Annotated in this window: 27 protein-coding genes and 1 tRNA gene; 16 read left to right on the top strand and 12 right to left on the bottom strand. The window is 72.0% G+C overall.

Annotated elements, in window-relative coordinates; translation table 11 throughout:
* The first annotated feature begins 62 nt into the window (after positions 1 to 62).
* The 5 genes from OO60_RS29245 to OO60_RS29225 are packed head-to-tail and all read left to right on the top strand — an operon-like array spanning position 63 to position 4,792.
* Positions 63 to 1,199, top strand: coding sequence for a CaiB/BaiF CoA transferase family protein (locus OO60_RS29245; protein WP_003056792.1), 1,137 nt, complete (start codon positions 63 to 65; stop codon positions 1,197 to 1,199).
* A 12-nt stretch (positions 1,200 to 1,211) separates the two neighbouring features.
* Positions 1,212 to 1,955 carry a crotonase/enoyl-CoA hydratase family protein gene (locus OO60_RS29240; RefSeq protein ID WP_003056789.1) on the top strand — a complete coding sequence of 248 codons (744 nt, stop codon included), beginning with the start codon at positions 1,212 to 1,214 and terminating at the stop codon, positions 1,953 to 1,955.
* Positions 1,952 to 2,698, top strand: a complete 747-nt coding sequence (locus OO60_RS29235; RefSeq protein ID WP_003056786.1) for an acetoacetate decarboxylase — start codon at positions 1,952 to 1,954, stop codon at positions 2,696 to 2,698. The genes OO60_RS29240 and OO60_RS29235 overlap by 4 nt, the downstream gene beginning before the upstream one ends.
* Positions 2,695 to 3,600: a 3-hydroxyacyl-CoA dehydrogenase NAD-binding domain-containing protein gene (locus tag OO60_RS29230; RefSeq protein WP_003056784.1), complete on the top strand. Its 906-nt coding sequence runs from the start codon at positions 2,695 to 2,697 to the stop codon at positions 3,598 to 3,600. The genes OO60_RS29235 and OO60_RS29230 overlap by 4 nt, the downstream gene beginning before the upstream one ends.
* Before the next feature lies 1 nt (position 3,601).
* The gene (locus OO60_RS29225; protein ID WP_003056781.1) at positions 3,602 to 4,792 is read left to right on the top strand and encodes an acyl-CoA dehydrogenase family protein; all 1,191 of its coding nucleotides are present in this window, start codon (positions 3,602 to 3,604) and stop codon (positions 4,790 to 4,792) included.
* Positions 4,793 to 4,796: 4 nt separating this feature from the next.
* Here OO60_RS29225 and OO60_RS29220 read toward each other — a convergent pair whose 3' ends face one another.
* Both OO60_RS29220 and dprE2 read right to left on the bottom strand, forming a co-directional pair.
* On the bottom strand, positions 4,797 to 6,014 hold the full coding sequence (locus OO60_RS29220; RefSeq protein WP_003056780.1) for an LCP family protein: 1,218 nt from the start codon (positions 6,012 to 6,014) through the stop codon (positions 4,797 to 4,799).
* Between the two features lie 185 nt (positions 6,015 to 6,199).
* Complete coding sequence (gene dprE2, locus OO60_RS29215; RefSeq protein WP_003056779.1) at positions 6,200 to 6,943, bottom strand: decaprenylphospho-beta-D-erythro-pentofuranosid-2-ulose 2-reductase; 744 nt, start codon at positions 6,941 to 6,943, stop codon at positions 6,200 to 6,202.
* Between the two features lie 39 nt (positions 6,944 to 6,982).
* Here dprE2 and OO60_RS29210 point away from each other — a divergent pair, with 39 nt between their 5' ends.
* Entirely contained in the window at positions 6,983 to 7,972 is a 990-nt protein-coding gene (locus tag OO60_RS29210; RefSeq protein WP_003056778.1) for an RNA polymerase subunit sigma-70, read from the top strand.
* A 172-nt stretch (positions 7,973 to 8,144) separates the two neighbouring features.
* Here OO60_RS29210 and OO60_RS29205 read toward each other — a convergent pair whose 3' ends face one another.
* Positions 8,145 to 8,408, bottom strand: a complete 264-nt coding sequence (locus OO60_RS29205) for a WhiB family transcriptional regulator (RefSeq protein ID WP_003056777.1) — start codon at positions 8,406 to 8,408, stop codon at positions 8,145 to 8,147.
* A gap of 484 nt (positions 8,409 to 8,892) precedes the next feature.
* On the opposite strand from OO60_RS29205, the gene OO60_RS29200 reads away from it, so the two are divergent.
* Both OO60_RS29200 and shbA read left to right on the top strand, forming a co-directional pair.
* On the top strand, positions 8,893 to 9,381 hold the full coding sequence (locus OO60_RS29200) for an RNA polymerase sigma factor (protein ID WP_003056773.1): 489 nt from the start codon (positions 8,893 to 8,895) through the stop codon (positions 9,379 to 9,381).
* Between the two features lie 146 nt (positions 9,382 to 9,527).
* On the top strand, positions 9,528 to 10,124 hold the full coding sequence (gene shbA, locus OO60_RS29195; RefSeq protein WP_051767812.1) for an RNA polymerase sigma factor ShbA: 597 nt from the start codon (positions 9,528 to 9,530) through the stop codon (positions 10,122 to 10,124).
* Here shbA and OO60_RS29190 read toward each other — a convergent pair.
* On the bottom strand, positions 10,121 to 10,960 hold the full coding sequence (locus tag OO60_RS29190; protein ID WP_003056771.1) for a LysR substrate-binding domain-containing protein: 840 nt from the start codon (positions 10,958 to 10,960) through the stop codon (positions 10,121 to 10,123). The two genes, shbA and OO60_RS29190, sit on opposite strands and share 4 nt — an antisense overlap.
* 96 nt (positions 10,961 to 11,056) lie before the next feature.
* Between OO60_RS29190 and OO60_RS29185 the strand changes: the two genes are divergently transcribed.
* Together OO60_RS29185 and OO60_RS29180 are read left to right on the top strand one after the other, a co-directional pair.
* Positions 11,057 to 12,025, top strand: a complete 969-nt coding sequence (locus OO60_RS29185) for a bile acid:sodium symporter family protein (RefSeq protein WP_003056770.1) — start codon at positions 11,057 to 11,059, stop codon at positions 12,023 to 12,025.
* Positions 12,026 to 12,087: 62 nt separating this feature from the next.
* A complete protein-coding gene (locus OO60_RS29180; protein WP_003056769.1) occupies positions 12,088 to 12,609 on the top strand; it encodes a dihydrofolate reductase family protein in 522 nt (173 codons plus the stop codon).
* A gap of 15 nt (positions 12,610 to 12,624) precedes the next feature.
* On the opposite strand, the gene OO60_RS29175 is transcribed toward OO60_RS29180, so the two are convergent.
* Positions 12,625 to 13,632, bottom strand: a complete 1,008-nt coding sequence (locus OO60_RS29175) for a phage baseplate protein (RefSeq protein ID WP_003056766.1) — start codon at positions 13,630 to 13,632, stop codon at positions 12,625 to 12,627.
* Positions 13,633 to 13,774: 142 nt separating this feature from the next.
* Between OO60_RS29175 and OO60_RS29170 the strand changes: the two genes are divergently transcribed.
* Entirely contained in the window at positions 13,775 to 14,236 is a 462-nt protein-coding gene (locus OO60_RS29170; RefSeq protein ID WP_003056764.1) for a hypothetical protein, read from the top strand.
* 41 nt (positions 14,237 to 14,277) lie between these two features.
* On the opposite strand, the gene OO60_RS29165 is transcribed toward OO60_RS29170, so the two are convergent.
* Complete coding sequence (locus tag OO60_RS29165; RefSeq protein ID WP_003056763.1) at positions 14,278 to 14,556, bottom strand: hypothetical protein; 279 nt, start codon at positions 14,554 to 14,556, stop codon at positions 14,278 to 14,280.
* Between the two features lie 185 nt (positions 14,557 to 14,741).
* Here OO60_RS29165 and OO60_RS29160 point away from each other — a divergent pair.
* A tRNA-Ile gene (locus OO60_RS29160) sits at positions 14,742 to 14,815 on the top strand.
* A gap of 246 nt (positions 14,816 to 15,061) precedes the next feature.
* Here the strand turns inward: OO60_RS29160 and OO60_RS29155 are convergent.
* The 3 genes from OO60_RS29155 to OO60_RS29145 are packed head-to-tail and all read right to left on the bottom strand — an operon-like array spanning position 15,062 to position 17,452.
* Positions 15,062 to 15,652: a dihydrofolate reductase family protein gene (locus tag OO60_RS29155; RefSeq protein WP_033262531.1), complete on the bottom strand. Its 591-nt coding sequence runs from the start codon at positions 15,650 to 15,652 to the stop codon at positions 15,062 to 15,064.
* Positions 15,653 to 15,655: 3 nt separating this feature from the next.
* Positions 15,656 to 16,447 carry a metalloregulator ArsR/SmtB family transcription factor gene (locus OO60_RS29150; protein ID WP_033262530.1) on the bottom strand — a complete coding sequence of 264 codons (792 nt, stop codon included), beginning with the start codon at positions 16,445 to 16,447 and terminating at the stop codon, positions 15,656 to 15,658.
* A 33-nt stretch (positions 16,448 to 16,480) separates the two neighbouring features.
* Positions 16,481 to 17,452 carry a hypothetical protein gene (locus tag OO60_RS29145; protein WP_033262529.1) on the bottom strand — a complete coding sequence of 324 codons (972 nt, stop codon included), beginning with the start codon at positions 17,450 to 17,452 and terminating at the stop codon, positions 16,481 to 16,483.
* Between the two features lie 174 nt (positions 17,453 to 17,626).
* Between OO60_RS29145 and OO60_RS29140 the strand changes: the two genes are divergently transcribed.
* Positions 17,627 to 18,586: a hypothetical protein gene (locus tag OO60_RS29140; protein ID WP_033262528.1), complete on the top strand. Its 960-nt coding sequence runs from the start codon at positions 17,627 to 17,629 to the stop codon at positions 18,584 to 18,586.
* A gap of 77 nt (positions 18,587 to 18,663) precedes the next feature.
* On the opposite strand, the gene OO60_RS29135 is transcribed toward OO60_RS29140, so the two are convergent.
* Both OO60_RS29135 and OO60_RS29130 read right to left on the bottom strand, forming a co-directional pair.
* Positions 18,664 to 18,858, bottom strand: a complete 195-nt coding sequence (locus OO60_RS29135) for a hypothetical protein (RefSeq protein ID WP_033262527.1) — start codon at positions 18,856 to 18,858, stop codon at positions 18,664 to 18,666.
* A 64-nt stretch (positions 18,859 to 18,922) separates the two neighbouring features.
* Positions 18,923 to 19,342 (bottom strand): hypothetical protein, encoded by a 420-nt coding sequence (locus tag OO60_RS29130; protein WP_004559092.1) that lies wholly within the window; start codon positions 19,340 to 19,342, stop codon positions 18,923 to 18,925.
* Positions 19,343 to 19,645: 303 nt separating this feature from the next.
* Here OO60_RS29130 and OO60_RS29125 point away from each other — a divergent pair, with 303 nt between their 5' ends.
* Complete coding sequence (locus tag OO60_RS29125) at positions 19,646 to 19,927, top strand: early set domain-containing protein (RefSeq protein ID WP_004559091.1); 282 nt, start codon at positions 19,646 to 19,648, stop codon at positions 19,925 to 19,927.
* Positions 19,928 to 19,931: 4 nt separating this feature from the next.
* Here OO60_RS29125 and OO60_RS29120 read toward each other — a convergent pair whose 3' ends face one another.
* Positions 19,932 to 20,624, bottom strand: a complete 693-nt coding sequence (locus OO60_RS29120) for a LysR substrate-binding domain-containing protein (protein WP_004559090.1) — start codon at positions 20,622 to 20,624, stop codon at positions 19,932 to 19,934.
* A gap of 42 nt (positions 20,625 to 20,666) precedes the next feature.
* Between OO60_RS29120 and OO60_RS29115 the strand changes: the two genes are divergently transcribed.
* Both OO60_RS29115 and OO60_RS29110 read left to right on the top strand, forming a co-directional pair.
* Positions 20,667 to 21,038 carry a DUF5997 family protein gene (locus tag OO60_RS29115; protein WP_033262655.1) on the top strand — a complete coding sequence of 124 codons (372 nt, stop codon included), beginning with the start codon at positions 20,667 to 20,669 and terminating at the stop codon, positions 21,036 to 21,038.
* An 11-nt stretch (positions 21,039 to 21,049) separates the two neighbouring features.
* Positions 21,050 to 22,237: a kynureninase gene (locus tag OO60_RS29110; RefSeq protein ID WP_209441414.1), complete on the top strand. Its 1,188-nt coding sequence runs from the start codon at positions 21,050 to 21,052 to the stop codon at positions 22,235 to 22,237.
* Positions 22,238 to 22,352: the final 115 nt, after the last annotated feature.

Below are 22,352 nucleotides of genomic sequence, written 5' to 3'. Positions count from 1 at the left end.
ACGCCGCCCGCGCCTACGTTCGGAAGTAGAGCGAAACCAGCAAGGCGCGAAAGGACGAAAAGATGACGACCGGACCGCTGGACGGCGTGCGCGTGATCGACCTCTCCACCGTGGTGATGGGCCCGTACGCGGCCCAGATCCTCGGCGACCTGGGCGCCGACGTGATCAAGATCGAGTCCCCCGCGGACACCGTGCGCGTGGGCCAGTACCGCACCACGCCGGGCATGACCGCGCTGAACCTCAACGTCAACCGCAACAAGCGCAGCGTGGCCCTCAACCTCAAGGACGAGACCGAGCGCGCGCAGGCCCTCAAGCTGATCGACACCGCCGACGTGCTGATCACCAACATGCGCCCCGGCGCGCTGAGCCGGCTCGGCCTGAACTACGCCGACGTCGCCGAGCGCAACCCGCGCCTGGTCTACGCCCACGCGCAGGGCTTCCGCAGCGACTCCCCGCAGGCCGGCAACGCCGCCTACGACGAAACCGTGCAGGCCTCCTCCGGCCTGGTCGACGTGGCCGACCGGGCGCTCGGCCAGCCGGTCTACCTGCCGACGATCATCGGCGACAAGGTCTCGTCGCTGACCATCGCCTACAGCGTGCTCGCCGCGCTGGTCCACCGCGACAAGACCGGCGAGGGCCAGCAGATCGAGATCCCGATGACCGACACGCTGCTCGCGTTCAACCTGGTCGAACACCTCGCCGGGCACACCTACGAGCCGGCCGAGGGCCCCACCGGGTTCGCGCTGTCGATGACGAAGGGCCACGCCGCGGTCCGCACGAAGGACGGCCTCGCCTGCGTCATCCCGTACAACCCGAAGAACTTCCGCGACTTCTTCGCCGCGGCCGGGCGGCCCGACCTCGCCGGGGACCCGCGCGTCAACGGCGAGGCTATCGACCGCGCCGACAACGAGTGGCTGACCGGGCGGATCGCCGAGTGCGCCCCGGCGCTGACCACCGAGGAGTGGGCCGAGGTGTGCGCGAAGCACAGCATCCCGATGGCCCCGGTGCTGGAGCTGGACAAGGCCCACGAGGACCCGTACGTCCGCGACGGCCACCTGCTGGACACCGTCGAGCACCCGAGCGAGGGCACCATCCGCACGGTCGGCATCCCGGTGAAGTTCTCCGCGACGCCCGGCTCGATCCGCCGCCTGGCCCCGCTGGCCGGCCAGGACACCGCCGAAGTCCTCGCGGAACTGTGAAAGAAGCGAGTCATGAGTGAAGTACGCACCGAACGGATCGGCAGCACCCTGCTGATCACGATCGACCGGCCGCGGGCCCGCAACGCGGTCAACGCCGCCGTCGCGGCCCAGCTGGCCGCCGCCCTCGACGAACTCGAGAGCGACCCCACGCTCCGGGCGGGCGTCCTGACCGGCGCCGACAACACCTTCAGCGCCGGGATGGACCTCAAGGCCGCCCTGCAGGGCGAGTCGCCGGAAATCCCGGGCCGCGGGTTCGGCGGCCTGACCGAGGCCGAACTGGCCAAACCGCTGATCGCCGCGGTCGAAGGCTTCGCGATGGGCGGCGGGTTCGAGCTCGCCCTCGGGTGCGACCTGATCGTCGCCGCGGAGGACGCCAAGTTCGGCCTCCCGGAGGTCAAGCGCGGCCTGATTGCCGCCGGCGGCGGTGTCATCCGGCTGCCGAAGCGGATCCCGCACCACCTGGCGATGGAGTTCCTGCTGACCGGCGAGCCCGTCACCGGCCGCCGCGCCGGGGAACTGGGCCTGGTCAACCGCGTGACGCCGGCCGGGGACGCCGCCGCGGTCGCCGTCGGCCTCGCCGAGAAGCTGGCGGAGAACGCGCCTCTGGCCCTCGCCGCCGTCAAGAAGGTCGTGCGCGCCGCGGATCCCGCGGCCGTGCAGCGCGAAGAAATCAAGAAGCTGATGCAGTCGAAGGACGTCCGCGAGGGCATGACCGCCTTCGCCGAACGCCGCGCTCCGAAGTGGACAGGCGAATGAAGATCGAAGAAGTCCGGCAGCACGTGACGACCCCGCTGACCGCCCCGGCGTTCGCGCCCGTGGTCCCGCGGTTCACGAACCGCGAGTACCTCAACATCGTCTACCGCACCGACGCCGACGCCCTGCGCGCGGTCGTGCCCGAGCCGCTGCAGGTCGAAGAACCGTTGGTGCGCTTCGAAGTCATGAAGATGGGCGACGTCTCCGGCTACGGCCCGTACACCGAGGCCGGCCAGGCGATCGAGGTCGGCTTCGACGGCGAGCGCGGCGAATACCTGCACGCGATGTACCTGGACAACTTCCCGGCGACCGCGTCCGGGCGCGAGGTCAGCGCCTACCCGAAGACTGTCGGGTCGCCGAACCTCTATGTCGACAACGGCGTCCTGGTGGGCACTTTGGACTACGGGACGCTGCGGGTGGCGACCGCGACCATGGGCTACAAGCACCACCAGCTGGACGTCCGCGAGGCCGAGCGCCAGATCACCGTCCCGACGTTCATGCTCAAGACGATCCCCGGCTACGACGGCGCCCCGCGCGTCCAGGAGCTGGTCCGCACCGAGATCACCGACGTCGTGGTCAAGGAGGCCTACACCGGCCCCGCGCGGCTGCAGCTGTTCCAGCACGTCCTCGCCCCGCTGGCCGATCTCCCCGTGCTGGAGGTCGTTTCCGCGAGCCACATCCGCACCGACCTGACGCTCGCCCCGGTCAAGCCGGTCTTCGACTACCTGAAGGGAGCGCAGTCGTGAAGAACGCGGCAGTCATCGGCGCCGGCACCATCGGCCTCTCCTGGACCGCGCTGTTCGCGAGCCACGGCCTGACCGTCCGGGTCACCGACCCCCGCCCGGACCTCGCCGACGCCGTCTCGCAGGCACTGGCGCAGTTCGCCCCGCACCTCGGCAGCACCGCCGAGGAGCTGGCGGGCCGCGTGCACATCGCCGCCGACGTGACCGAAGCCGTGCGGGACGCGGATGTCGTGCAGGAGAACGGACCCGAGAACGCCGAGTTCAAAAAGGACCTGTTCCGGCAGCTCGTCGAACAGGCTCCGCAGCACGCGCTGCTGCTGAGTTCGTCGAGCGCCATCCCGTCGACGGCGTTCACCGGCGGGATCGACGGCCGCCGTGTCCTCATCGGACACCCGTTCAACCCGCCGCACCTGATCCCCCTGGTCGAGGTCGTTCCCGGTGAGCAGACCAGCGACGAGTCGGTGCAGAAGGCCGTGGACTTCTACACCTCGCTCGGCCGGACGCCGGTCGTGGAGCGCAAGGAGATCCCCGGCTTCGTCGGCAACCGCCTGCAGAACGCGCTGAGCCGCGAGGCGATCTACCTCGTCGAGCAGGGCGTCGTCACCCCCGAGGACCTCGACAAGGTGATCACGAGTTCGCTCGGCATCCGCTGGGCCACGGTCGGGCCGTTCCTCGGTTCGCACTTGGGTGGTGGTCCCGGTGGCTACCGGCACATGGCCGAGCACATCGGCAAGTCCATGAAGCAGATGTGGGCCGGGCTGGGCACCCCCAGCCAGGGCCCCGAAGAGCAGGAGCAGCTCATCGAAGCTGTCGAAAAGGCTTACGGCTCCTCCACGTACTCGGAACTGGCCGAGACGCGCGACCGCAAGCAGCTGGCCGTCCTGAACGCTTTGGAGGAGAACTGAAATGGAACCGCTGAAGGACAAGCTCACCGCCGACTTCTACGACTTCGAGGCGCTGCTGCCGGACGAGGAGCGCAAGCTGCTCGTCCAGGCGCGGGAGTTCATGCGCCACGACGTCAAGCCGCTGGTCAACGAGAACTGGGAGGCCGGGACCTTCCCGCAGGAACTGATCGGCATGTTCCGCGAAAGCGGCCTCGCCGGGCTGCCCTACGAGGGCTACGGCGAGCACAAGGCGGCGGTCAGCCACCTGCTCACCGGCATGATGGCGATGGAGATGAGCCGCACCGACGCGTCCGTGGCGACGTTCTTCGGTGTCCACAACGGACTCGCGATGTACTCGATCTACAGTGGCGGCAGCCAGGAGCAGCGCGACCGCTGGCTCCCGGAAATGGCCGCGATGGACAAGATCGGCGCGTTCGCGATGACCGAACCGCTCGGCGGTTCCGACGTCGCCGGCGGCATGCGCACCACGGCGCAGCGAGACGGCGACAGCTGGATCCTCAACGGCGCCAAGAAGTGGATCGGCAACGCGACCTTCGCCGACTACGTCGTGGTGTGGGCCCGGGACGTCGACGACAACCACGTCAAGGGTTTCGTCGTCGAGAAGGGCACACCGGGTTTCGTGGCGGAGAAGATCCAGGGCAAGACCGCCTTCCGGATCGTCGAAAACGCCGAAATCACCCTCACGGACGTCCGCGTGCCGGAGGAGAACCGCCTGCAGGGCATCAACTCCTTCCGCGACGTCGCCGAGATCCTGCGCGCCACCCGCGGTGGCGTGGCCTGGCAGGCACTGGGCGTGATGATCGGCGCCTACGAGCTCGCACTGGACTACGCCAAGCAGCGCAAGCAGTTCGGCCGGCCGATCGCCCGCTTCCAGCTGGTGCAGGACCTGCTGGTGAAGAGCCTCGGCAACATCACCGCCTCCTGGGGCATGCTGGTGCAGCTGGCCCGACTGCAGGACGCGGGGATCTTCCAGGACGAGCACTCGTCGCTGGCGAAGGCGTTCGTCACGTCGCGGATGCGCGAGGTGGTCGCCTGGAGTCGCGAGATCTTCGGCGGCAACGGGATCGTGCTGGACTACGACGTCGCGCGGTTCTTCGCCGACGCCGAGGCGATCTACTCCTTCGAGGGCACGCGCGAGATGAACACCCTGATCGTCGGCAAGGCGATCACCGGGCAGAGCGCTTTCGTGTGAGTCTCTAGTTCACGCAGCCGGCGGCCGCACTGGCCGCCGGCTGCTTCGTGTCCGTGGCGCCCCGCCCCGGCGTCGGCGTCGTGGTGCCGGTGGCCGCGACCGGCTTGACCCCGCCGGTCGTGTCGTCGCCCGAAGCCCGGACCGCCGGCGTGCTGATCGCCGTGCGGACGAACTGCTGGACCTGCGCCGGGTCGACCTTGACCGCGTCACCGTCGGACGGCGTCGGCAGGGACAGGCTCTGCACCGGGATGGTGGCGAAGCTGATCGCCCCCGAGGTCATCCCCCGCAGCTGCTGCGCGAAGCTCAGGATGTCCCAGCCCGTGTCCAGCACGACCGAGCCCTGCACCGCACCGACCAGCGAACTCAGCTTCGACGGGTCGGTGAACGTGCCCGCGCTCAGCACCTTCTTCGCCATCCCGGACAGGAACGCCTGCTGCCGCGCGATCCGGTCGAGGTCACCGTTGAGCAGCCCGTGCCGCTGCCGGACGAAGGCGAGCGCCTGCGCCCCGGACAGCGTCTGCGTCCCGGCCGGGAAGTCCGCGCCCGAGTAGCTGTCGTGCACCGGCGCCTTGAGGCACACCTCGACGCCGCCGACGGCCTGGGACAGGGCGTCGAAGCCGGCGAGGTTGATCGCCGCGTAGTGGTTGATCGTCAGGCCGGTGAACTTCTCCACGGTCTGGATCGCCGTCTTGGCGCCTGCCGCGTTCGCCGCCACTTCCAGCTGCGCGCCGGACAGCCCCTGGGCGCGCAATCCGGACATCGAGGCGTTCTTGCCGCGGCTGTACGCGGAGTTGATCTTGTGCTTGCCGTACCCGCCCGCGATGTCCACATAGGAGTCACGCGGGATCGAGATCGCGGTGGCCGCGGCGCCGCCCGCCGGGATGTGCACCACGATCATGGTGTCCGTGGTGTCCCCGCCGTCGTCGCCGCTTCCGGCGTGCAGCGCGTCGAGCACGTTCTGCGGCAACGGATTGCCGTACGTGTCGGTCCGCGCGTCGATCCCGACGAGCAGGATGTTCTGGGCGACCTTCAGCGGCTCGCCGGGCGGGTTGTCATCGTTGTCGACCTGCGCGGCCGGCGGGATGACGTCGGCGGTGACGATGCCGGCGTCCAGGGTGCTCAGCTGCGCCCACAGGTAGCCGGTGGCGCCGAGCACCACCGTCGAGACGACGCCGAGCGCGACCCGGCCGCCGGTGCGGCGCCCCCGCGACGACAACAGCACGACACTTTCCCCTTGCTTCCCTCGGTGTTCCCCCCTTCGAGGATCACCGCGTTAGCTGGGAATCAGCTGAGAAAGTTGTCGGAATGCTGTGACGCTGCCCGAACGGCCGAGCGCGGGGGCCGGTTTTGCCACGCACGGTACCGAAGTGCGCACGGGATAGTGCTGTGGCACCGGCCACAGTGGCCTCAGCGCGGCATGCGGCGCCAGACCGCGCGCGGCAGCAGGCGCATCGCGAAGAAGACCGGACGGAGTACCCCGGGCACCCAGACGACCCCGCGGCCGCCGCGCAACGCCGCCACCGTCGCTTCGGCCACCTGGTCCGGGGTGCTGGAGAACGGCGCCGGCGACATGCCCTCGGTCATCCGGCCGATCACGAAACCCGGACGGACGAGCAGCAGCTGGACGCCCGAGCCGTGGAGTGCGTCGGCGAGGCCGCTTGCGAAGCCGTCGAGCCCGGCCTTGGCCGAGCCGTAGACGTAGTTCGCGCGGCGCACGCGCACCCCGGCCACCGACGAGAACACGACCAGCCGGCCGTGGCCCTGCGCGCGCAGCAGGTTCGCGGCGTGGGTCAGCACGCCGACCTGGGCCACGTAGTCCGTGTGGACGATCGCGGCGGCGTGGGCCGCGTCCTGCTCGGCGCGGGCCTGGTCGCCGAGGACGCCGAAGGCGAGCACGACCGTTTCGAGCGGCCCGTGCTCCGCCGCGACCTTTTCCAGGAACGGGCCCTGCGCGCCGAGGTCGTCGGCGTCGAATTCGGCGGTGTCCACCGTTTCGGCGCCGGCGGCGCGCAGCGCGGCGACCTCCGCGGTCAGGTCCGCGCCCGGCCGCGCGGCCAGGACGAACCGCCGCACATCCACGCTGACCAGGCGTTTCGCCACGGCCAGCCCGATCTCACTGCGTCCGCCGAGCACCAGCACCGTTCCGCTCACGGACGCAGTCTTCCAGCCCCGGTGCGCTAGCGTGCCGGGGTGGGTCACGACTTCGAGGCGCTCGTCGAACGGCACCGCCGGGAGATCCAGGTGCACTGCTACCGGATGCTCGGGTCGCTGGCCGACGCGGAGGACCTGACGCAGGAGACGTTCCTGCGCGCGTGGAAGGCCCGGGACGCGTTCGAGGGCCGGGCGAGCGTGCGGACCTGGCTCTACCGGATCGCGACGAACGCCTGCCTCGACGTCCTCGCCCGCCGCCCGCGGCGCGTGCTGCCCGACCAGCTCGGCCCGGCCGGCGAGCCGGACGGCCCGGTCGCGGCCGCCGACCTGCCGTGGCTCGAGCCGTACCCGGACCGGCTGCTCGACGGCGCGGGCCCCGACGACGCCGTGGTCGAGCGGGAGACCATCGAGCTGGCCTACCTCGCCGCCGTCCAGTACCTGCCGCCGCGCCAGCGGGCGACGCTGATCCTGCGGGACGTGCTCGGCTGGCCGGCGAAGGAAACGGCGTCACTGCTGGAAACGAGCGTCGCCTCGGCCAACAGCGCGCTGCAGCGGGCCCGGGCGACGCTGCGTGAGCGGTTGCCCGCGCGGCGTGCCGAGTGGACGGCGGGCGACCCGACGGCCGAGGAAGCCGCGCTGCTGAAGCGGTTCATCACGGCGTACCAGGACGGCGACCCCGCCGCGGTCGCCCGGCTGCTGCGCGACGACGCGCAGGCGATCATGCCGCCGTACCCGCTGTGGTTCGGCAGCCGCGCGTCGATCGTGCGGGCGCTGTCGCTGTCGATGGATCCCGCGTCACCGCACTGCATCGGGCGGTTCCGGATGCACCCGGTGCGCGCCAACCGCCAGCCCGCCGTGGCGAGCTACCTGCAACGCCCAGGAGAGCACGATCACCGGTGGTTCGGGGTCACGCTCCTCACGATCGAGGGCGGGCTGATCACGGCGATGGCGGCGTTCGAGTCGGCCACGGCGGCCGCGTGGGACCTGCCGGAGACCTGGCCGGCCGGGCACGCTGGAAGGCCGTTGTGAAAGATGCAGCGAATCGCATGTTCATCCGGCGTCGGTGAACGGCGTGAAAAAAAGCCCGGGTGGGTGATCCACGAGGAATCAACCCACCCGGGCGCACACCGACCGGAACGATTTTCTTCCGGATTCCGTGTTTTATGCTCGAGGCTGCCGGGAAGCGGTCACCGGCCGCACGTCAGGCCGCTCGGTGCCGCTGGGGCGCGGTCCGCACCAGCCGTCGGCGTTCGTCCGCGGTGGTGCCGCCGAAGACGCCGTGGTCCAGGCCGTTGTCGAGCGCGTAGCCGAGGCATTCGGCGCGAACCGGGCAGCGCGCGCACACGGCCTTCGCCTGTGCTGTCTGCCGGGCGCCGGGGCCGACCTCGGAGATCGGGAAGAACAGTTCCGGGTCCTCGTCCTTGCAGGCCGCGAGTTCCGCCCAGCCCGTCATCGTGGCTTCCATTTCCTTCGTTCACCTCCTTCTCTCACTTCTTCCCATTGTTGGGGCGCGTCAACCGACTTAACACCGGCGGACGCGCGAGCGTATCCGCCTGGGTCAAGGGGGTTTTGGCTTCGGTCCCCGGCTCACCCTCCGGGCAACCAAGACTGCAACACATGAGAGTACGCCCTTCTTCCCGGGATCTCGATGTCGATCACGTCACCCGATCGGCGACGCCCGGGCACGGGAGCACCGCCGCCGGGCCGCGGCGGCCCGCCGTCTTTGCGTTGTCCGGTAGGGGTTTCCGGCTCGGCGGTGATCAAACACGGCAGTTGCGGCCGCCTCGGGCGCGTCCGGAACCCGCCGTTCGCGATCTCCCGGCTGTCACGACGCGTCACCGACACAACGCGGTCCATTACTCCTACCGAGCAGTCTTGATCGGATCGTTACACGTGGCGGGCCCTTCAGCGCACCTGTCCTAGTGGAGGCGAGGGGTGGTGAGGGGTCCGTGCACGGTCACGACGAGTTCGACGCGTTCTTCCGCGCCGACTTCCCGCAGCTCGTCGCCTTCCTGTGCAAGGCGGGGTTCGAGGTCGAGACAGCGCGTGACGTCGCCGCAGAGGCGATGCTGCACGCGCTGGAGGCGTGGCCGACCCTCGAGGACCCGCGGGCCTGGGTCCGCCGGGTCGCCGGGCGGCTGCTCGACGCACCGGGCGGTGGCCGCGCGGACTGGACCCCGGCGGGCGACCCGCGGGACGACGAGGAGCTCGCCGGGCTGGTCGAGCAGCACGCGGGGCTCATCGACCTGCTCGCCTCCCTCCCCGGCCGGCAGCGCATGGTCCTGGCGTGGTCACTCGACGGGTTCACGCCGGCCGAGATCGCGGACGCGCTCCGGATCGCCCCCGCGACCGTCCGATCCACCCTCCGCCACGTGCGGGAACGACTCCGGCGGCACCGGGCCGCACGGCACGGTGACCAGCGGGACAGGGAAAGGTGAGCGAAATGCCGGCAACCGAGTACGGGGATCGCGCGATCACCGAGCTGCTGCGGGCGTCCAACGCCGCGCTGCACGACTCGCTGCGCGCCGGCCTCGACGTCGAGGGCACCCTGCTGCGGGTGCGCAGCCGGGCGCTCGTCCGGGAGATCGCCGCGGCCGCGCCGCCCGAAGCCTTCCCGCCGCACTGGCGGCGCCACGACGAGCCGGTCGCCGCCGCGATCGCCGGTGACTACGCCGCGACCGCGCGCCTGCTCGCCACCATCCGGCCGCTGGTGGTGCGCTACTGCCGGGCGCGCGTCGGCCGCCACGAGCGCTCGTTCGCTTCGGCCGACGACGTCGCCCAGGAGGTCTGCCTGGCGGTGCTCACCGCGCTGCCGTCCTACCACGACCAGGGCCGCCCGTTCCTCGCGTTCGTCTACGGCATCGCCCAGCACAAGGTCGCCGACGCCCACCGCGCGGCGGCCCGCAACCGTGCCGACCCGGTGCCCGAGGTCCCCGACGGCGTCAGCGAATCCGCAGGCCCGGAGCAGCGGGCGCTGCGGTTCGAGCTGAACGAGCGGCTGGCCCGGCTGCTGGACGTGCTGCCGGCGAAGCAGCGCGAGATCGTGGTGCTGCGGGTGGTGGTCGGCCTGTCGGCGGAGGAGACGGCGGCGGCCGTGGGCTCGACACCGGGCGCGGTCCGCGTCGCCCAGCACCGCGCGCTGGGCCGCCTGCGACGGCTGCTCACCGGCGAAGAAGACTAGGAGTCGCGCCGGACGCGCTCGACGATGAACTCCGCCAGCGCCGCCGCCGGCCCCTCCATCGACTCGCGGGCGAGCAGCACGAACTCGATGTCGCCGGGTTCGGGCAGGCCGTCGAGCTCGGTCAGGTCGGCCGGGACCAGGCTGCGCGCGTGCAGGGTGACGCCCAGCCCGGCCGCCGCCGCGGCGCGCAGGCCGGTCAGGCTGGAGGTCTGGCACGCCGCGCGCCACTCGAGGCCCGCGCGTTCGAGGACCTCCACCGCCAGCTGCCGCGTGATCGACGGCATCGGGTACTGCACCAGCGGCACCGGCTGCCCCGGTTCCAGCACGGTGGCGGCCGACCCGATCCAGACCAGCGGCTCCCGCCAGAGCAGCCGGCCGTGGTGCGCACCCGGGCGGCGTTTGCCCAGCACCAGGTCGAGCCGGCCGGCCCGCAGCCGCTGGGCGAGCACGTCCGACAGCTCGACCGTCAGCTCGACGTCGACCAGCGGGTGACTGCGGCGCAGCCGGTGCAGGATCTCCGGCAGCTCGCCGAGCGCGAAGTCCTCGGACACGCCGAACCGCACGCGCCCGCGCAGCTCGGCGCCGCGGAAGTGCCGCTGCGCGCGTTCTTCGGTGTCGACGATCGTCTGCGCGAACCCGAGCATCGCCTGCCCGCGCGCGGTGAGCTCGACGGTGTGGGTGTCGCGGGCGAACAGCAGCCCGCCCGCGTCGCGCTCGAGCCGCCGGACGTGCTGGCTGACGGTCGGCTGGCCGACCCCGAGCCGCCGGGCGGCCGCGGTGAAGCTGCGCGTCTCGGCGACGGCGAGGAACGAACGGCACAGGCGCGGGTCCAGCACCCCGGCACTTTATCGCGATTCGCGATGACAGTCAGTCCGGTCATCGGGGTTCACAATGAGCAGGCGGTGGTCGAAACTGGCTGCGGAAGGAGATCCATGCCCCGCCTCGACCCGTTCGTCCTCGCCATCCTCGCCACCGTCGGCGTCGCCACCGTGCTGCCCGCGTCCGGCGCGGTGGCCGCCGGCTTCGGCGCCGCCACGACCGTCGCCGTCGGCCTGCTGTTCTTCCTGTACGGCGCGCGCCTGTCCACCCAGGAGGCCCTCGACGGGCTGCGGCACTGGCGGCTGCACGCGGTGGTGCTCGGTGCGACGTTCGTCCTGTTCCCGCTGCTCGGGCTGGCGCTGTTCCTGCTCCCCGCCGCGGTGCTGCCGCCGCAGCTGGCCGCCGGCGTGCTGTTCCTGGCCGTGCTGCCCTCGACCGTGCAGTCGTCGATCGCGTTCACGTCGATCGCCCGCGGCAACGTCGCGGCGGCGATCTGCAGCGCGTCCCTGTCCAACCTGGCCGGCATCGTGCTGACCCCGCTGCTGGTGGCGCTACTGCTGGCCGGCGACGGCGCGGGCGTCGACGGCTCGGCTGTGCTGGGGATCGTGCTGCAGCTGCTGGCGCCGTTCGTGGCCGGTCAGCTGGCGCGGCGCTGGATCGGCGGCTGGATCAAGCGCCACTCGGCGCCGCTGAAGCTGGTCGACCGCGGTTCGATCCTGTTGGTGGTCTACACGGCGTTCAGCGCGGGCATGACCGAAGGCATCTGGCACCGCCTCGACATCGGGCACCTGCTGGTGCTCGTGCTGGTGTGCGGCGTGCTGCTGGCGGCGGTGCTGGCCGCGACCGGCTGGGGAGCCCGCCTGCTCGGGTTCGCCCGCGCCGACCGGATCACCATCGTGTTCTGCGGGTCGAAGAAGAGCCTGGCCAGCGGCCTGCCGATGGCGACGGTCCTGTTCGGGCACGCGCAGGTGGGGCTGATCGTGCTGCCGCTGATGCTGTTCCACCAGATTCAGCTGATCGTGTGCGCCACGCTGGCGCGCCGCTACGCCGCCGCACCGGTGGAGGAACTCGTCCCGGCCTGACCGATGAGTTTTCCGGGCTTGCCGCGTCGGTACGGGAAACCCCGCACCGGAAGGCGAACCCCATGGCCAAGCTCCTCTACCACGTCACAATGTCCCTCGACGGCTTCGTCGCGGCCCCCGGCGACGACATGTCGTGGCTCGGCGGCCTGCACACCGGGCCGAACCCGGCGGTCGAGCGGGTGCTCGGCGAAGTCGGCGCGGTGCTGATGGGCCACCGCACCTACGCCCCGGCAACGACGGCCGAGGGCGAGGTGTACGGCGGCCGCTGGGCGGGCCCGATCTTCGTGGTGACCCGCGACGCGGCCCCGATGCCGGGGTTCACCCTCCTCGCCGGCCTTCCCGAGGCGGCGGCCGCGGCCGCGGAGGCGGCGGGCTCGGGCTACGTCGCCGTGCTGGGCGCCAGGACGGCCCGGCGGTGCCTGGAAGCGGGCCTGCTCGACGAGGTCCTGGTCCACGTGGCACCGGTCCTGCTCGGCGACGGCGTCCGCCTCTTCGACCACCCCGGCGGCACCCGGGCCCGGCTGGACCCCGTGGAGCTGAGCCACGCCGGGCCGATCGCGAACGTCCGGTACCGGGTCCGGTGATCCGGTGTGGACGGTTCAGCCCACCAGGACGTTCTTGTAGAAGATGTTGGCGTAGCGGTTGATGTTGTCGAGGCTGCTGCGCGAACCGAAGCCGAGAAACAGCCGGGTTTCGCCGTCGGCCGTGCGGTAGACGGCCATGCCCTCGGGTTCGCGGTAGACGAGCGTCGAGCCGGCCCTGGTGATGTCGCGGTCCTGCACGGTGCCGGTGTTCATGTCGATGCGCGTCACGCAGGAATCGATGTCGGCGGCGTCGGCGTGCCCTGATCCGTCCAATGTGTACAAGCTGCTGCCGAGGATGGTGTAGCCCTGGAAGACCACGCTCGTCGTGCTCAGCGCGGGCTGCGGGAAGTGCACCAGCGGCTTCGTGAAGTCACCGGCGGCGGCGCTCGCGAGGGGGTAGACGCTGTACCACATCTGCCCGCCTTCGCTGCGGCGCACGGCGATCCGCTGGTACACCGGATCGGTGGCGCAGGTGATCGTCTTGCTGCCGGTGAGGAACTTCTTCACCGACGGCGTACCACCGTCGACGAACTTGAAGCGCGCCAGCGCGGTGCCGCGCGCATCGGTGGTCGTGCCGTCGGCGTCGCACTCCATCCAGATGTAGGACGCGGTCCCGACCGGCTCCACGCCGATCGAGACGCCGTGCCCGGCGTGGGCCACGTGCATCGAACCGAGCAGTTCGCCGCTGAAGCTGACTTGGTTGATGCAGAGGTCGTCCCCGGAGGTGCCGTTCTGCGCCTGCACGATGAACAGCCGCCGGTTCACGTTGTCGAAGGCGAAGCCCTGCATGACATGGTGCGATTCGTGCAGCATCTTGCTGCGGAACAGGTCCGACGAAGGCTTGGTGATGTCGAAGTACGGCGACACCGGAATGCCTTCGGGGTCGGCGGCGGAGGCGGTACCGGCGAAGGCGGCACCCGCCCCCAGCGCGGCGGCGGTTACGGCGGTCGCGGCGGTCGCGCGGAACAGCGAACGCCGGGAAAGCGCTCGCGCGGCTGGGAGTGGGTGCGGGTTCTGCGGCACGATTTCGCCTCCTGGTTCGGGCTTGGGGCGAGTGAGCCTGCTTCGGCGGCGTACAGAGGACGTACAAAGCCGGGTCCACAGCGGTAACAGCGGCGGCCGCCGGAACGACTCGGGGTGCGTGAAAGCGCAGGGGAGGAACCACATGAGAATCGGGACACGCACCGCGCTCGCCGCACTGGCCGGCGCCGCGGTGGTCACAGCGGGCGCGGTGGCGTTCGGCGGCGCGTCGGCCGCCGACGGCCCGGCACCGGCACCGCTCGTCCAAGCGGCGCAAGCCTCCTGCCTGACCGACGGCGCCGGCCTGTGCACGGTGACCCACGGCCTCGGCAAGGTGCCCGAGGTGATCGTGGTGTCGCCGAACACGCCGGGCCAGTTCAACGGGTTCATGCTCAACACCGTGCAGGGTTCGTACACCGCCACCACCTTCCAGGTGCGGGCGATGTTTTCGCAGACCACGCCGAAGACGTTCGGCCAGATCTGGTTCAGCTACGCGGCTTACGCCGCACCGACGGCCCCCACCACACCGACCACCACCACCCTGCCGCCGACCACGACCCCGCCCAGCACTCCGACGCCGACCAGCTCGGCGAGCGGCGGCAGCTGAGGAGAATCCGCAGTCTTTGCCTTGCCTACCAACGGTTTCCGTCAGCGCGGCCGCGGCGAGGGCTTCTTCCGCAGCTCCTCCGCGAAAATGGCGTCGACCCGCGAAGCCGCCCGGCGCAGGCCCCGCACCGCCGACGCGATCACCCACGCCAGCGCGACCGTGAACAGCACCACCAGCCCGATCGTCGCGGGGTTCGCCACGAGAACCTCCCGGTACTGGTGCGCGAGGTAGCCCAGGCCCGCCCCGGCGGTGAACGCGTCCAGCAACGCCAGCCGGGCCGCCCGGCGGCAAGGCGAACCGGCCCGCAGAGCATTGGCCATCGCTTCCTCCCGCCGTTCCGGTCAGCGGTGACGCCCTTGCAACCTAGACGAGCGTGCGCCGGTCGGCGGGCACTTCAACCTGTTTGGCCTACCGGATCTGCCCGGATGGCCGCTGTGATAACTTGGAGCGAACTGAGTGCCTTGTGCACATGCAAATCCTCGTGCCGCCTGCGCGCCGAGGCCAGGGGGCGGTAGCTCAGTTGGTTAGAGCAGGGGACTCATAATCCCTTGGCCGCGGGTTCGAGCCCCGCCCGCCCCACGCGACGGATCCTTGTGTTCGCGTGCCTTCGGCACGCTCCCGGTGTCCGGAGTATCTTCCCGGGGGATAACCCCCGGACCCCCAGCGGCGCAGCTCACCTCGCGGCCGCCCCCGGCGCAACGCAGCTCACCTCGCGGCCGCCCCCGGCGCAACGCAGCTCACCTCGCGGCCGCCCCCGGCGCAACGCGGCTCCCCTCGCGACCGTCCCTGCGCAACGCGGCTTGTCTTGCGCCGTGGGGTGTGCCGTCAGCGGATTCGGTCGTAGACCACTGCCGTCTCGCCCAGGTCGCCCGTCTCGCGGTGGGTGATCCGCCACTTCGACGGCGGGAGGCCGTCGTCGAACAGGCGGGGGCCGCCGCCCGCTATCTCCGGGCAGATCAGCAGGTACATGCGGTCGAGCAGGTCCTCCTCCAGCAGCGGCTTGATGATGCTCGCGCTGCTGTTCACCAGGATTTCTCCGTCCCCCTCCGCCTTGAGGTCGGCGATCGCCTCGGGCACCGGGGCGTTCACCAGGCGGGTTCGCTCCCAAGGTGCGTCCGTCAGCGTGCGGGAGAACACCACCTTTTCCACGTCCACCAGCCACTTCGCGTAGCCGCGGTCGCGGGGGTCCGCGTTCTCGTCCGCCGCCACCGTCGGCCAGAACCCCAGGAAACCCTCCGCGTTCCTGCGGCCCAGCACCGCCGTCGTCGCGCCCTCCCAGATGCGCGTCAGGTGGCGCCGCGCGACTTCGGTCGTCGCGTACGACACGATCGCGCCCATGTCGGCCGGTCCGGCCGGGCCGTGGTAGCGCCCGTCGAGGGTGAGGCTCAGGTTGGCCGTCACTCGGCGTCCGGTCATGGTTCAGCCCTTTCTCTTCGTGAGTACTTCGGTCAAGTGGTCGAGCACCTGCTGCCAGCCCGGCTCGATCCCGGCGATGAACGGGACCGCCGCCACGGTCGTCGCCGTGATGCCCAGGTCCAGCCGCAGCCGGGTGCCTTCGTCAGCCGGCTCCAGCCGGAGGTCGTAGTGGCCGGTGAACGACGCCGGCCCCGTCACCGCCAGGTCGAACACCAGGTGCGCCGGCTCCTCCGCGACGAGCACCTGGCCCTCCGACGGGTACTCGGCGTCGGCGTCGCGGTAGCGCAGCACGACCCGGCCACCCGGCCGCGGCTCGAGGACGCAGGCGATCACCGTCATCGACGGCGGCACCCACCACGACGCCAGCAGCTCCGGCTCGGCCCAGTGCCGCCAGACGACGCCGGGCGGCTCGGGCAGCAGGCGCTCGAACGCGAACGAACGCCCGTCCGCCCACCGGTCCCGGTCCGCGGCCGCCGCAGCCCGGTCGATGCCCGCGCGGTAGCGCACGAGGACCTCCCGCTCCCCCGCCTGCCCCTCGGCAGCCTCGGCCAGCTCACGCAGCCGACCCGCGAGCGCCGCCAGCGGCTGCGCTTCGAGGGCGTGCACCCGCCGCTGCCCGAGCGGGAAGACGGTGACGAGCCCGGCCCGGGCCAGCGTCTGCAGGTGCTTGCTGGTCTGCGGCTGCCGCAGCCCGGTCAGCTCGGCGAGCTCCCCGACCGAGCGGGGACGCTCGGCGAGCAGTTCGACGATGCGCCAGCGGGCGGCGTCCCCGAGTGCGGCAGCGATCCGGTCCATGGGACCTAGTATTCACACGAGAGAATATTCATGTCAAGGAATATCTTCGCCCGGTAGCCAGCGGAGGCCGTAGGCGTACCCGAGCTGCGGCGCGGCGAACTCCTGGGCGACCTCGCAGGCGCCGTCGAGCGGCAGCGCCGGCCCCGGCTGGGGCGGGTCGGCGAGCACCGAAGGCGGCACCCGGTCCAGCCGCCACACCACCCACGGCGGGCGCCGCGGGTCGAAGCGGACCCGCACCGTGAACGACTCGCACGTCACCAGCGGCACGAACACGTACGACGGCCGGGTCGGCCGGCCGTCCTGGAGGCGGAACACCAGGGAGTACGTGTGGCTGTCACCGCGGGACAGCGGCCGCGGCAGGTCGAGCAGCCAGCGGAAGTGCCGCTGGCCTTCCCGGTGGCCGGCGCTGATCCGGGCGCCGTGCTGGGCGTCCGCGGTGACGTGCCGCTCGCCGTCCCGGTCGTCGTAGGTGCGGGGCACGGTGAGCTGCGCGGAAATCCGGCCGAGGTCGTCGGTGGTCGCCACGATCAGGCGTTCCTCGGTCACCTCCGGCTCCGGCGTGTCGAGCCGCACGAGCACCTTGAGCCGTTTGACGAACCAGCCCTTGTCCGGGTCGGGGACGCCGTCGCCCGGCCGCGTGCCGGCCTCGATCTCCGCGGCGAGCCGGGCGAACGAGCGGTCGATCCGCCGCCGGGCCGTGCGTTCCGAGACGCTCAGGCGTTCGGCGAGGACGCCGATCCGGTCGCTGAGCAGGGCGTGCTGCGCGCCGGGCGCGATGGCCAGCGCGACGTTCACCGCCAGCCGGTCGTCGTCCGGGAAATCCGCGATGGCGGCCGAAATGGCCTCGCGCAGAACGCGCCGCGCGTCGCGATCGCTCGTCGTCCGGTGGATTTCGCACCAGCCGGCGACGAGTGGCCCGAGCCGGCTGCGCAGCCGTTCGGCTTCCAATCCCCAGCCGCGCCGCAACGTGGTGAGTTCCCGGAGCAGCCCGTCCTTGTGTGCCATGGGATTTCCATTGTGGCACGCGGACTTCGCGGCGATCGGCGGCGCTCGCTGCGCCGATCAGGTGATTCGGGAGTGGCCTGCGATTGGCCAGTTCGCCGCCGATTCGACCCGGCCGTGGCCTTTTCCCATTCTCCGGCTGCCCGACCATTTTTCCGTCGACATCGGGGAGGAAGGTTGCTCGGCACTGTGCACCCGGCCGACGTCGCCGGGGTCCGGCGGCTGGCCCGCGACGGCCTGCTCGCCGGCTCGGCGGCGGCCGCCCCGCCCGGCGCGCTGGCCCGGTTGCGCGGCGGGGTCTACAGCGTGGCCTGGCCGCTCGTCTTCACGCGGATCACCCGGCCGCTGGAGCACCGGCGGCGGCACGCGGACTGCGCCCGCGGGCTCGAGTGGCTGCGGCCCGACTGCCTCGACCGCTTCCACGACGACGTGGAAGCGGTGGTGGACCACGCCCTGCGGCGCGCGACGGACCCGATCGAGAACCTGGAGGGCTGGCTGGCGACCCGCCTCAACCCGGCAACGGTCGACGCGCACCGGCGCCGGCGCGGCGAACTCGGGGCGCTGCAACGCCCTCGCCTCCCGTCCTGGCTGGGCGACGCACTCGGCGGCGACCGCTGGCTGTGCGACCTGGCGGTGCAGCTCCTGGTCTGGGTGGGGGTGCCGGCGACGGCGGGAGCGGAGCTGTGGCCCCTGGACGCGTGGGCGGCGCGCCGAGCCGAGCTGACGGGCGAGCCGGTGGCGGACCGCGACACCCTCGACGGCGAGGTCCGGCGCGTCCTGGCGGCGATGCGCACCCGGGAGAAGTGGCACGCGGAGCACGTGGAGCGCCCGCTGGGCCACAAGCAGGCGCCGGTGGCCCCGATGCCGGCAGACCTGCCCGCCCTGGAGCTGGTGGACCGCGACGAGCTGGCGGACGCGCGCCTGGCGGAGCTGGCGGAGGAGGCCCTGGCGGCGATCGAGGTCCGGCTCGACCGCGGCGAGACGGCGGCAGCGGCGGTCACGACGGTGCTCCGCCTGGTGTTCGGCGAGGCTCCTTTGGACGGAGCGGCCCGCGACGACTGGCTGATGGCGGCTCTGGCGGACCCGGCGCGGGTGGACGAGATCGTGGCGACGGCACTGGCCATTCTGGGCCGCTGACGAAAAGAAAGCGGCTCGGCGGCCGCCGACACCCACCCGCAAGACCGGCCACCACCGGCACCCGGGCAGGCCCGACCTCAACAGCCCGCGCCCCGGCCGGCCTCACCCACCCGGCGGCACCGGGCCTCCAACGCCGCCACCAGCGTCTCCCCCGGGCAGCCGGCCGCCCGTGCCCGGGCGGCCGCCGCGGTCAGCTCGGCCAGCAGGACCGCGCGGACCGCCGCTCGCGCCGGCTCCGGGAGTCTCGAGGGCGGGGCTGCTGCTTCGGTCACCCCGGCCCTCCTCTCCTCCCGGTGCCGGCGCTCGCCGGCCCAGACTTCACCTGACGGACAACGCTCACCGCCACCACGGTGGGGGCGGCACCGGCAGCCGCAGGGGGCAGCCGCCCGTGTGGCGGCCCGTCCAGCAGTCCGCCAGCCAGCGGGCCAGCGCCACCGGGCCCAGCAGGCTGTCCTCCCACACCGGGGTCAGCTCGCCCGCCCGGCGCAGCACCGCTTCGGCCGTGCCGCAGAACGACACCACCGCCGCGACCGCCGCGTCGGCCCGTTCGACCGGCCAGGCGACCGCGGCTCCCGGCAGCCGGGCCGGGATGGCCAGGCCGGTGGCCACCGTGCAGTTGCGCGCCAGCAGCACGGCGAGATCGAACTCGACCGCTTCGGCGTGACGCTGTCTTGCTCGCCAGCGCGGCGAAGCCGCGGCCGCGTACAGCCCGGCCAACCGGGCGGCGGCCAGCCCGTCCCACACCGTCAAGATCACCGCTCGCGTGTCGGCCGGATGGACCTCCGCGAGCTCGTGGGTGACAGCGCTGAGCCAGGCACACGGGTCCTTGACTTGACGATCAGCGGCGACAGTCACGGCAGTCAGTTTCCCACCGTGGCGCGCTCCCAACACGAAATGATCATGGTTCGGCCGAGGACCACCCGGTCAGTGGCGAACCGTTGAGCGGCGTTGTAACCCAATCGGGCACTGGGCGTGACCAAATCGTCACAGGTGTGCCATCATGTCGGCGCTCAGTGCCGAGCACGCCCTCCCGACCGTTCCCGCGAAAGGCCCCCACGAGTGATCAAGATCAGCAAGAACCGGGCCGGCACCCAGCGCGTCACCTTCAGCCTCCCGGCCGCCGCGCCGCCCGGCCGGGTGAGCGTCGTCGGCTCGTTCAACGACTGGACCCCGGGCCGCCACCACCTCACCCCGCGGTCCAACGGCCGCCGTTCGGCGTCGGTCGACGTGGCTCCGGGCACCGTGCTGCAGTTCCGCTACCTCGGGGAGGACGGCCACTGGTTCGACGACCCCGACCTGCTCGACCGCGCCGACGGCAACTGCGTCTGCGCGACACCCTGACGGCTCAGGCCCGCCGGCGCCGCTTCCCCGCGCCGCCGCGCCGGGCCGGCTTCGCGGCGGTGGCGGGCTTACGCTCCGGGCGCTTGCGTTCCGGCGGCGCCTGCTGGCGCCCGCGCGTGCTGTTCACCGTCCGGCCGCGGACGATCCCGATGAACTGCTCCATCAGGTCCGAGGTCTCCTCCTCCAGCCACGACAGCGCTACGCTCGACTGCGGCGCGTCCGTGACCGTCCGGTAGGTGAGGTCGCGGCGGTGGTGCAGCCGGGCGAGCGACTGCGGGACGACGAGCACCCCGACACCGGCCGCGACCAGCTCGATCGCGTCCGCCGTCGTCTCGGGCCGCGACACCGCCGGGCGCCCCGGCAGCGTCTCCCACTCCAGCGTGTCGTCGAGGGCGTGCAGCACGACGTCGTCGGCCAAGTCCACGGTGGACACTTCGTCCGCCGCCGCGACCAGGTGGTCCTTGGGCACCACGACCACCGTCGCCTCGGTGTAGAGCGGGATCGCGTGCAGGCCGTCGCGGTCGATCGGGGACCGCAGCAGCGCCGCGTCGGCCTCGCGGGCGCGCAGCAGGCCGGTCGCGTCGGCGGCGGCGACCGGGACGAGGGTCAGCGGGACCTCCGGCACCCGCTCGCCCCAGGTCCGCACCCACTTGGCGGGCGTCGCTCCCGGGACGTACGCGAGCTTGAAAGAGGTCACCGGGTCAGGTTACCGGGAGTGACGCTGGCTACCCTGGACGGCATGACGTCGCACAAGACCACCCAGACGATGAAGCCCGCGACGGCGGCGAAGAAGCTGGGTGTGTACCTCGAAGCCACCCCCGCGGAGTTCCAAGAGGGCGTGGTCACCCGCGACGAGCTCAACGCGCTGCAGGCCGACCCGCCCGAGTGGCTGCGCGAGCTGCGCCGCACCGGCCCGCACCCGCGCCCGGTGGTGGCGGCGAAGCTGGGCGTCTCCATCGGCGGCCTCACCCGCGGCGGGATCACCGAGCCGCTGACGACCGAGCAGATCGACGAGCTGAAGGCGCAGAGCCCGGACTGGCTGGTGCGGGAGCGCGCCACCCAGGCCGAGGTGCGGAAGGAAACCGTGCGGGTCAAGGAGAAGAACCGCTGAGCACCGCCGACATCTCGCCCGAAGCCGCGGACCGCCTCGACGCCGAAGACGAGCTCGCCGCCTTCCGCGAGCGGTTCGTCCCGATCGGCGACCCCGGCGTCGTGGCCTACCTCGACGGGAACTCCCTGGGCCGCCCGCTGCGCGCCACCGCGGACCGGCTGCAGGAGCTCGTCGCGCACGAGTGGGGTGACCGGCTCATCCGGTCGTGGGACGAACGCTGGCTCACGCTGCCCGAGGAGATCGGGGACGAGCTCGGCCGCGTCGCGCTCGGGGCCGCGCCCGGCCAGACGATCGTCGCCGACTCGACGTCCGTCTGCCTCTACAAGACGATCCGGGCCGCCGTCGCGCTGCGGCCGGGGCGCGACGAGCTCGTCACCGACACCGCGAACTTCCCCACCGACCGGTTCCTGGCCGAGAGCGTCGCCGCCGAACTGGGGCTCACCGTGCGGTGGGTCGAAAACGAGGACGTCGCCGCGGCGGTCGGGCCGCGGACCGCGGTCGTCACGCTGTCCCATGTGGACTACCGGTCGGCGGCGATCACCGACCTGGCCGCCGTGACGCGGCTGGTGCACGAGCGCGGCGGGCTCGTCGTCTGGGACCTGTGCCACAGCGTTGGCTCGATCCCGGTCGAGCTGGACGCCGCCGACGCCGACTTCGCCGTCGGCTGCACCTACAAGTTCCTCAACGCCGGGCCCGGCGCGCCCGCGTTCCTCTACGTCAACGCGCGTCACCACGAAGCGTTCGGCCAGCCCATCACCGGCTGGATGGGCGCGGCCGACACCTTCGGCATGGCCGCGAAGTACGTGCCGGCGCCCGGGATCCGGCGGGCGCTGTCCGGGACCCCGCCGGTGCTCGGCATGGTGGGCGTCCGGGAAGGCGTGGCGCTGCTGGCCGAAGCGGGCATCGACCGCGTGCGGGCCAAGGCCGTGGCGCTGGGCCGGTGGGTGCTCGCCCTCGCCGACGCATGGCTCGTCCCGCTCGGCTTCACCGTCGCCTCGCCGCGCGACGACGCCCGCCGCGGCGGGCACGTCACCCTCCGGCACCCGGACGCCGAGCGGCTTTCGCGCGTGCTGATCGAAAACGGCGTGCTGATCGACTTCCGCCGTCCCGACGGCATCCGGATCGGCTTGAGCCCGCTCACCACCGGCTTCGCCGAGGTCCGGCGGGCCATGGACCGCATCCGCGAGCTCGCCGGCTGACCCCTGCCGCAGCCCCTCGTGAGTGAGAAACAGTGTTAGAGCCTGTTCCTGAACTGAGCTCGGGTGGGCGTGTTGCCGCTGGCAGCAGAGGAACTCCTGGTAGATCGAGCGGTGC

It is taken from the genome of Amycolatopsis vancoresmycina, assembly GCF_000716785.1.
In the GTDB taxonomy this organism is placed as follows: Bacteria; Actinomycetota; Actinomycetes; order Mycobacteriales; family Pseudonocardiaceae; genus Amycolatopsis; species Amycolatopsis vancoresmycina.
This window is presented reverse-complemented; position numbering and strand designations above follow the sequence as displayed.

Excerpts from the sequence above, each read along its gene's own strand:
- OO60_RS29245 (WP_003056792.1), top strand. The coding sequence starts at position 63 with ATGACGACCGGACCGCTGGACGGCGTGCGCGTGATCGACCTCTCCACC.
- OO60_RS29240 (WP_003056789.1), top strand. The coding sequence starts at position 1,212 with ATGAGTGAAGTACGCACCGAACGGATCGGCAGCACCCTGCTGATCACG.
- OO60_RS29235 (WP_003056786.1), top strand. The coding sequence starts at position 1,952 with ATGAAGATCGAAGAAGTCCGGCAGCACGTGACGACCCCGCTGACCGCC.
- OO60_RS29225 (WP_003056781.1), top strand. The coding sequence starts at position 3,602 with ATGGAACCGCTGAAGGACAAGCTCACCGCCGACTTCTACGACTTCGAG.
- OO60_RS29205 (WP_003056777.1), bottom strand. The coding sequence starts at position 8,408 with ATGGAAGCCACGATGACGGGCTGGGCGGAACTCGCGGCCTGCAAGGAC.
- OO60_RS29185 (WP_003056770.1), top strand. The coding sequence starts at position 11,057 with ATGCCCCGCCTCGACCCGTTCGTCCTCGCCATCCTCGCCACCGTCGGC.
- OO60_RS29180 (WP_003056769.1), top strand. The coding sequence starts at position 12,088 with ATGGCCAAGCTCCTCTACCACGTCACAATGTCCCTCGACGGCTTCGTC.
- OO60_RS29170 (WP_003056764.1), top strand. The coding sequence starts at position 13,775 with ATGAGAATCGGGACACGCACCGCGCTCGCCGCACTGGCCGGCGCCGCG.
- OO60_RS29165 (WP_003056763.1), bottom strand. The coding sequence starts at position 14,556 with ATGGCCAATGCTCTGCGGGCCGGTTCGCCTTGCCGCCGGGCGGCCCGG.
- OO60_RS29155 (WP_033262531.1), bottom strand. The coding sequence starts at position 15,652 with ATGACCGGACGCCGAGTGACGGCCAACCTGAGCCTCACCCTCGACGGG.
- OO60_RS29150 (WP_033262530.1), bottom strand. The coding sequence starts at position 16,447 with ATGGACCGGATCGCTGCCGCACTCGGGGACGCCGCCCGCTGGCGCATC.
- OO60_RS29145 (WP_033262529.1), bottom strand. The coding sequence starts at position 17,452 with ATGGCACACAAGGACGGGCTGCTCCGGGAACTCACCACGTTGCGGCGC.
- OO60_RS29115 (WP_033262655.1), top strand. The coding sequence starts at position 20,667 with ATGACGTCGCACAAGACCACCCAGACGATGAAGCCCGCGACGGCGGCG.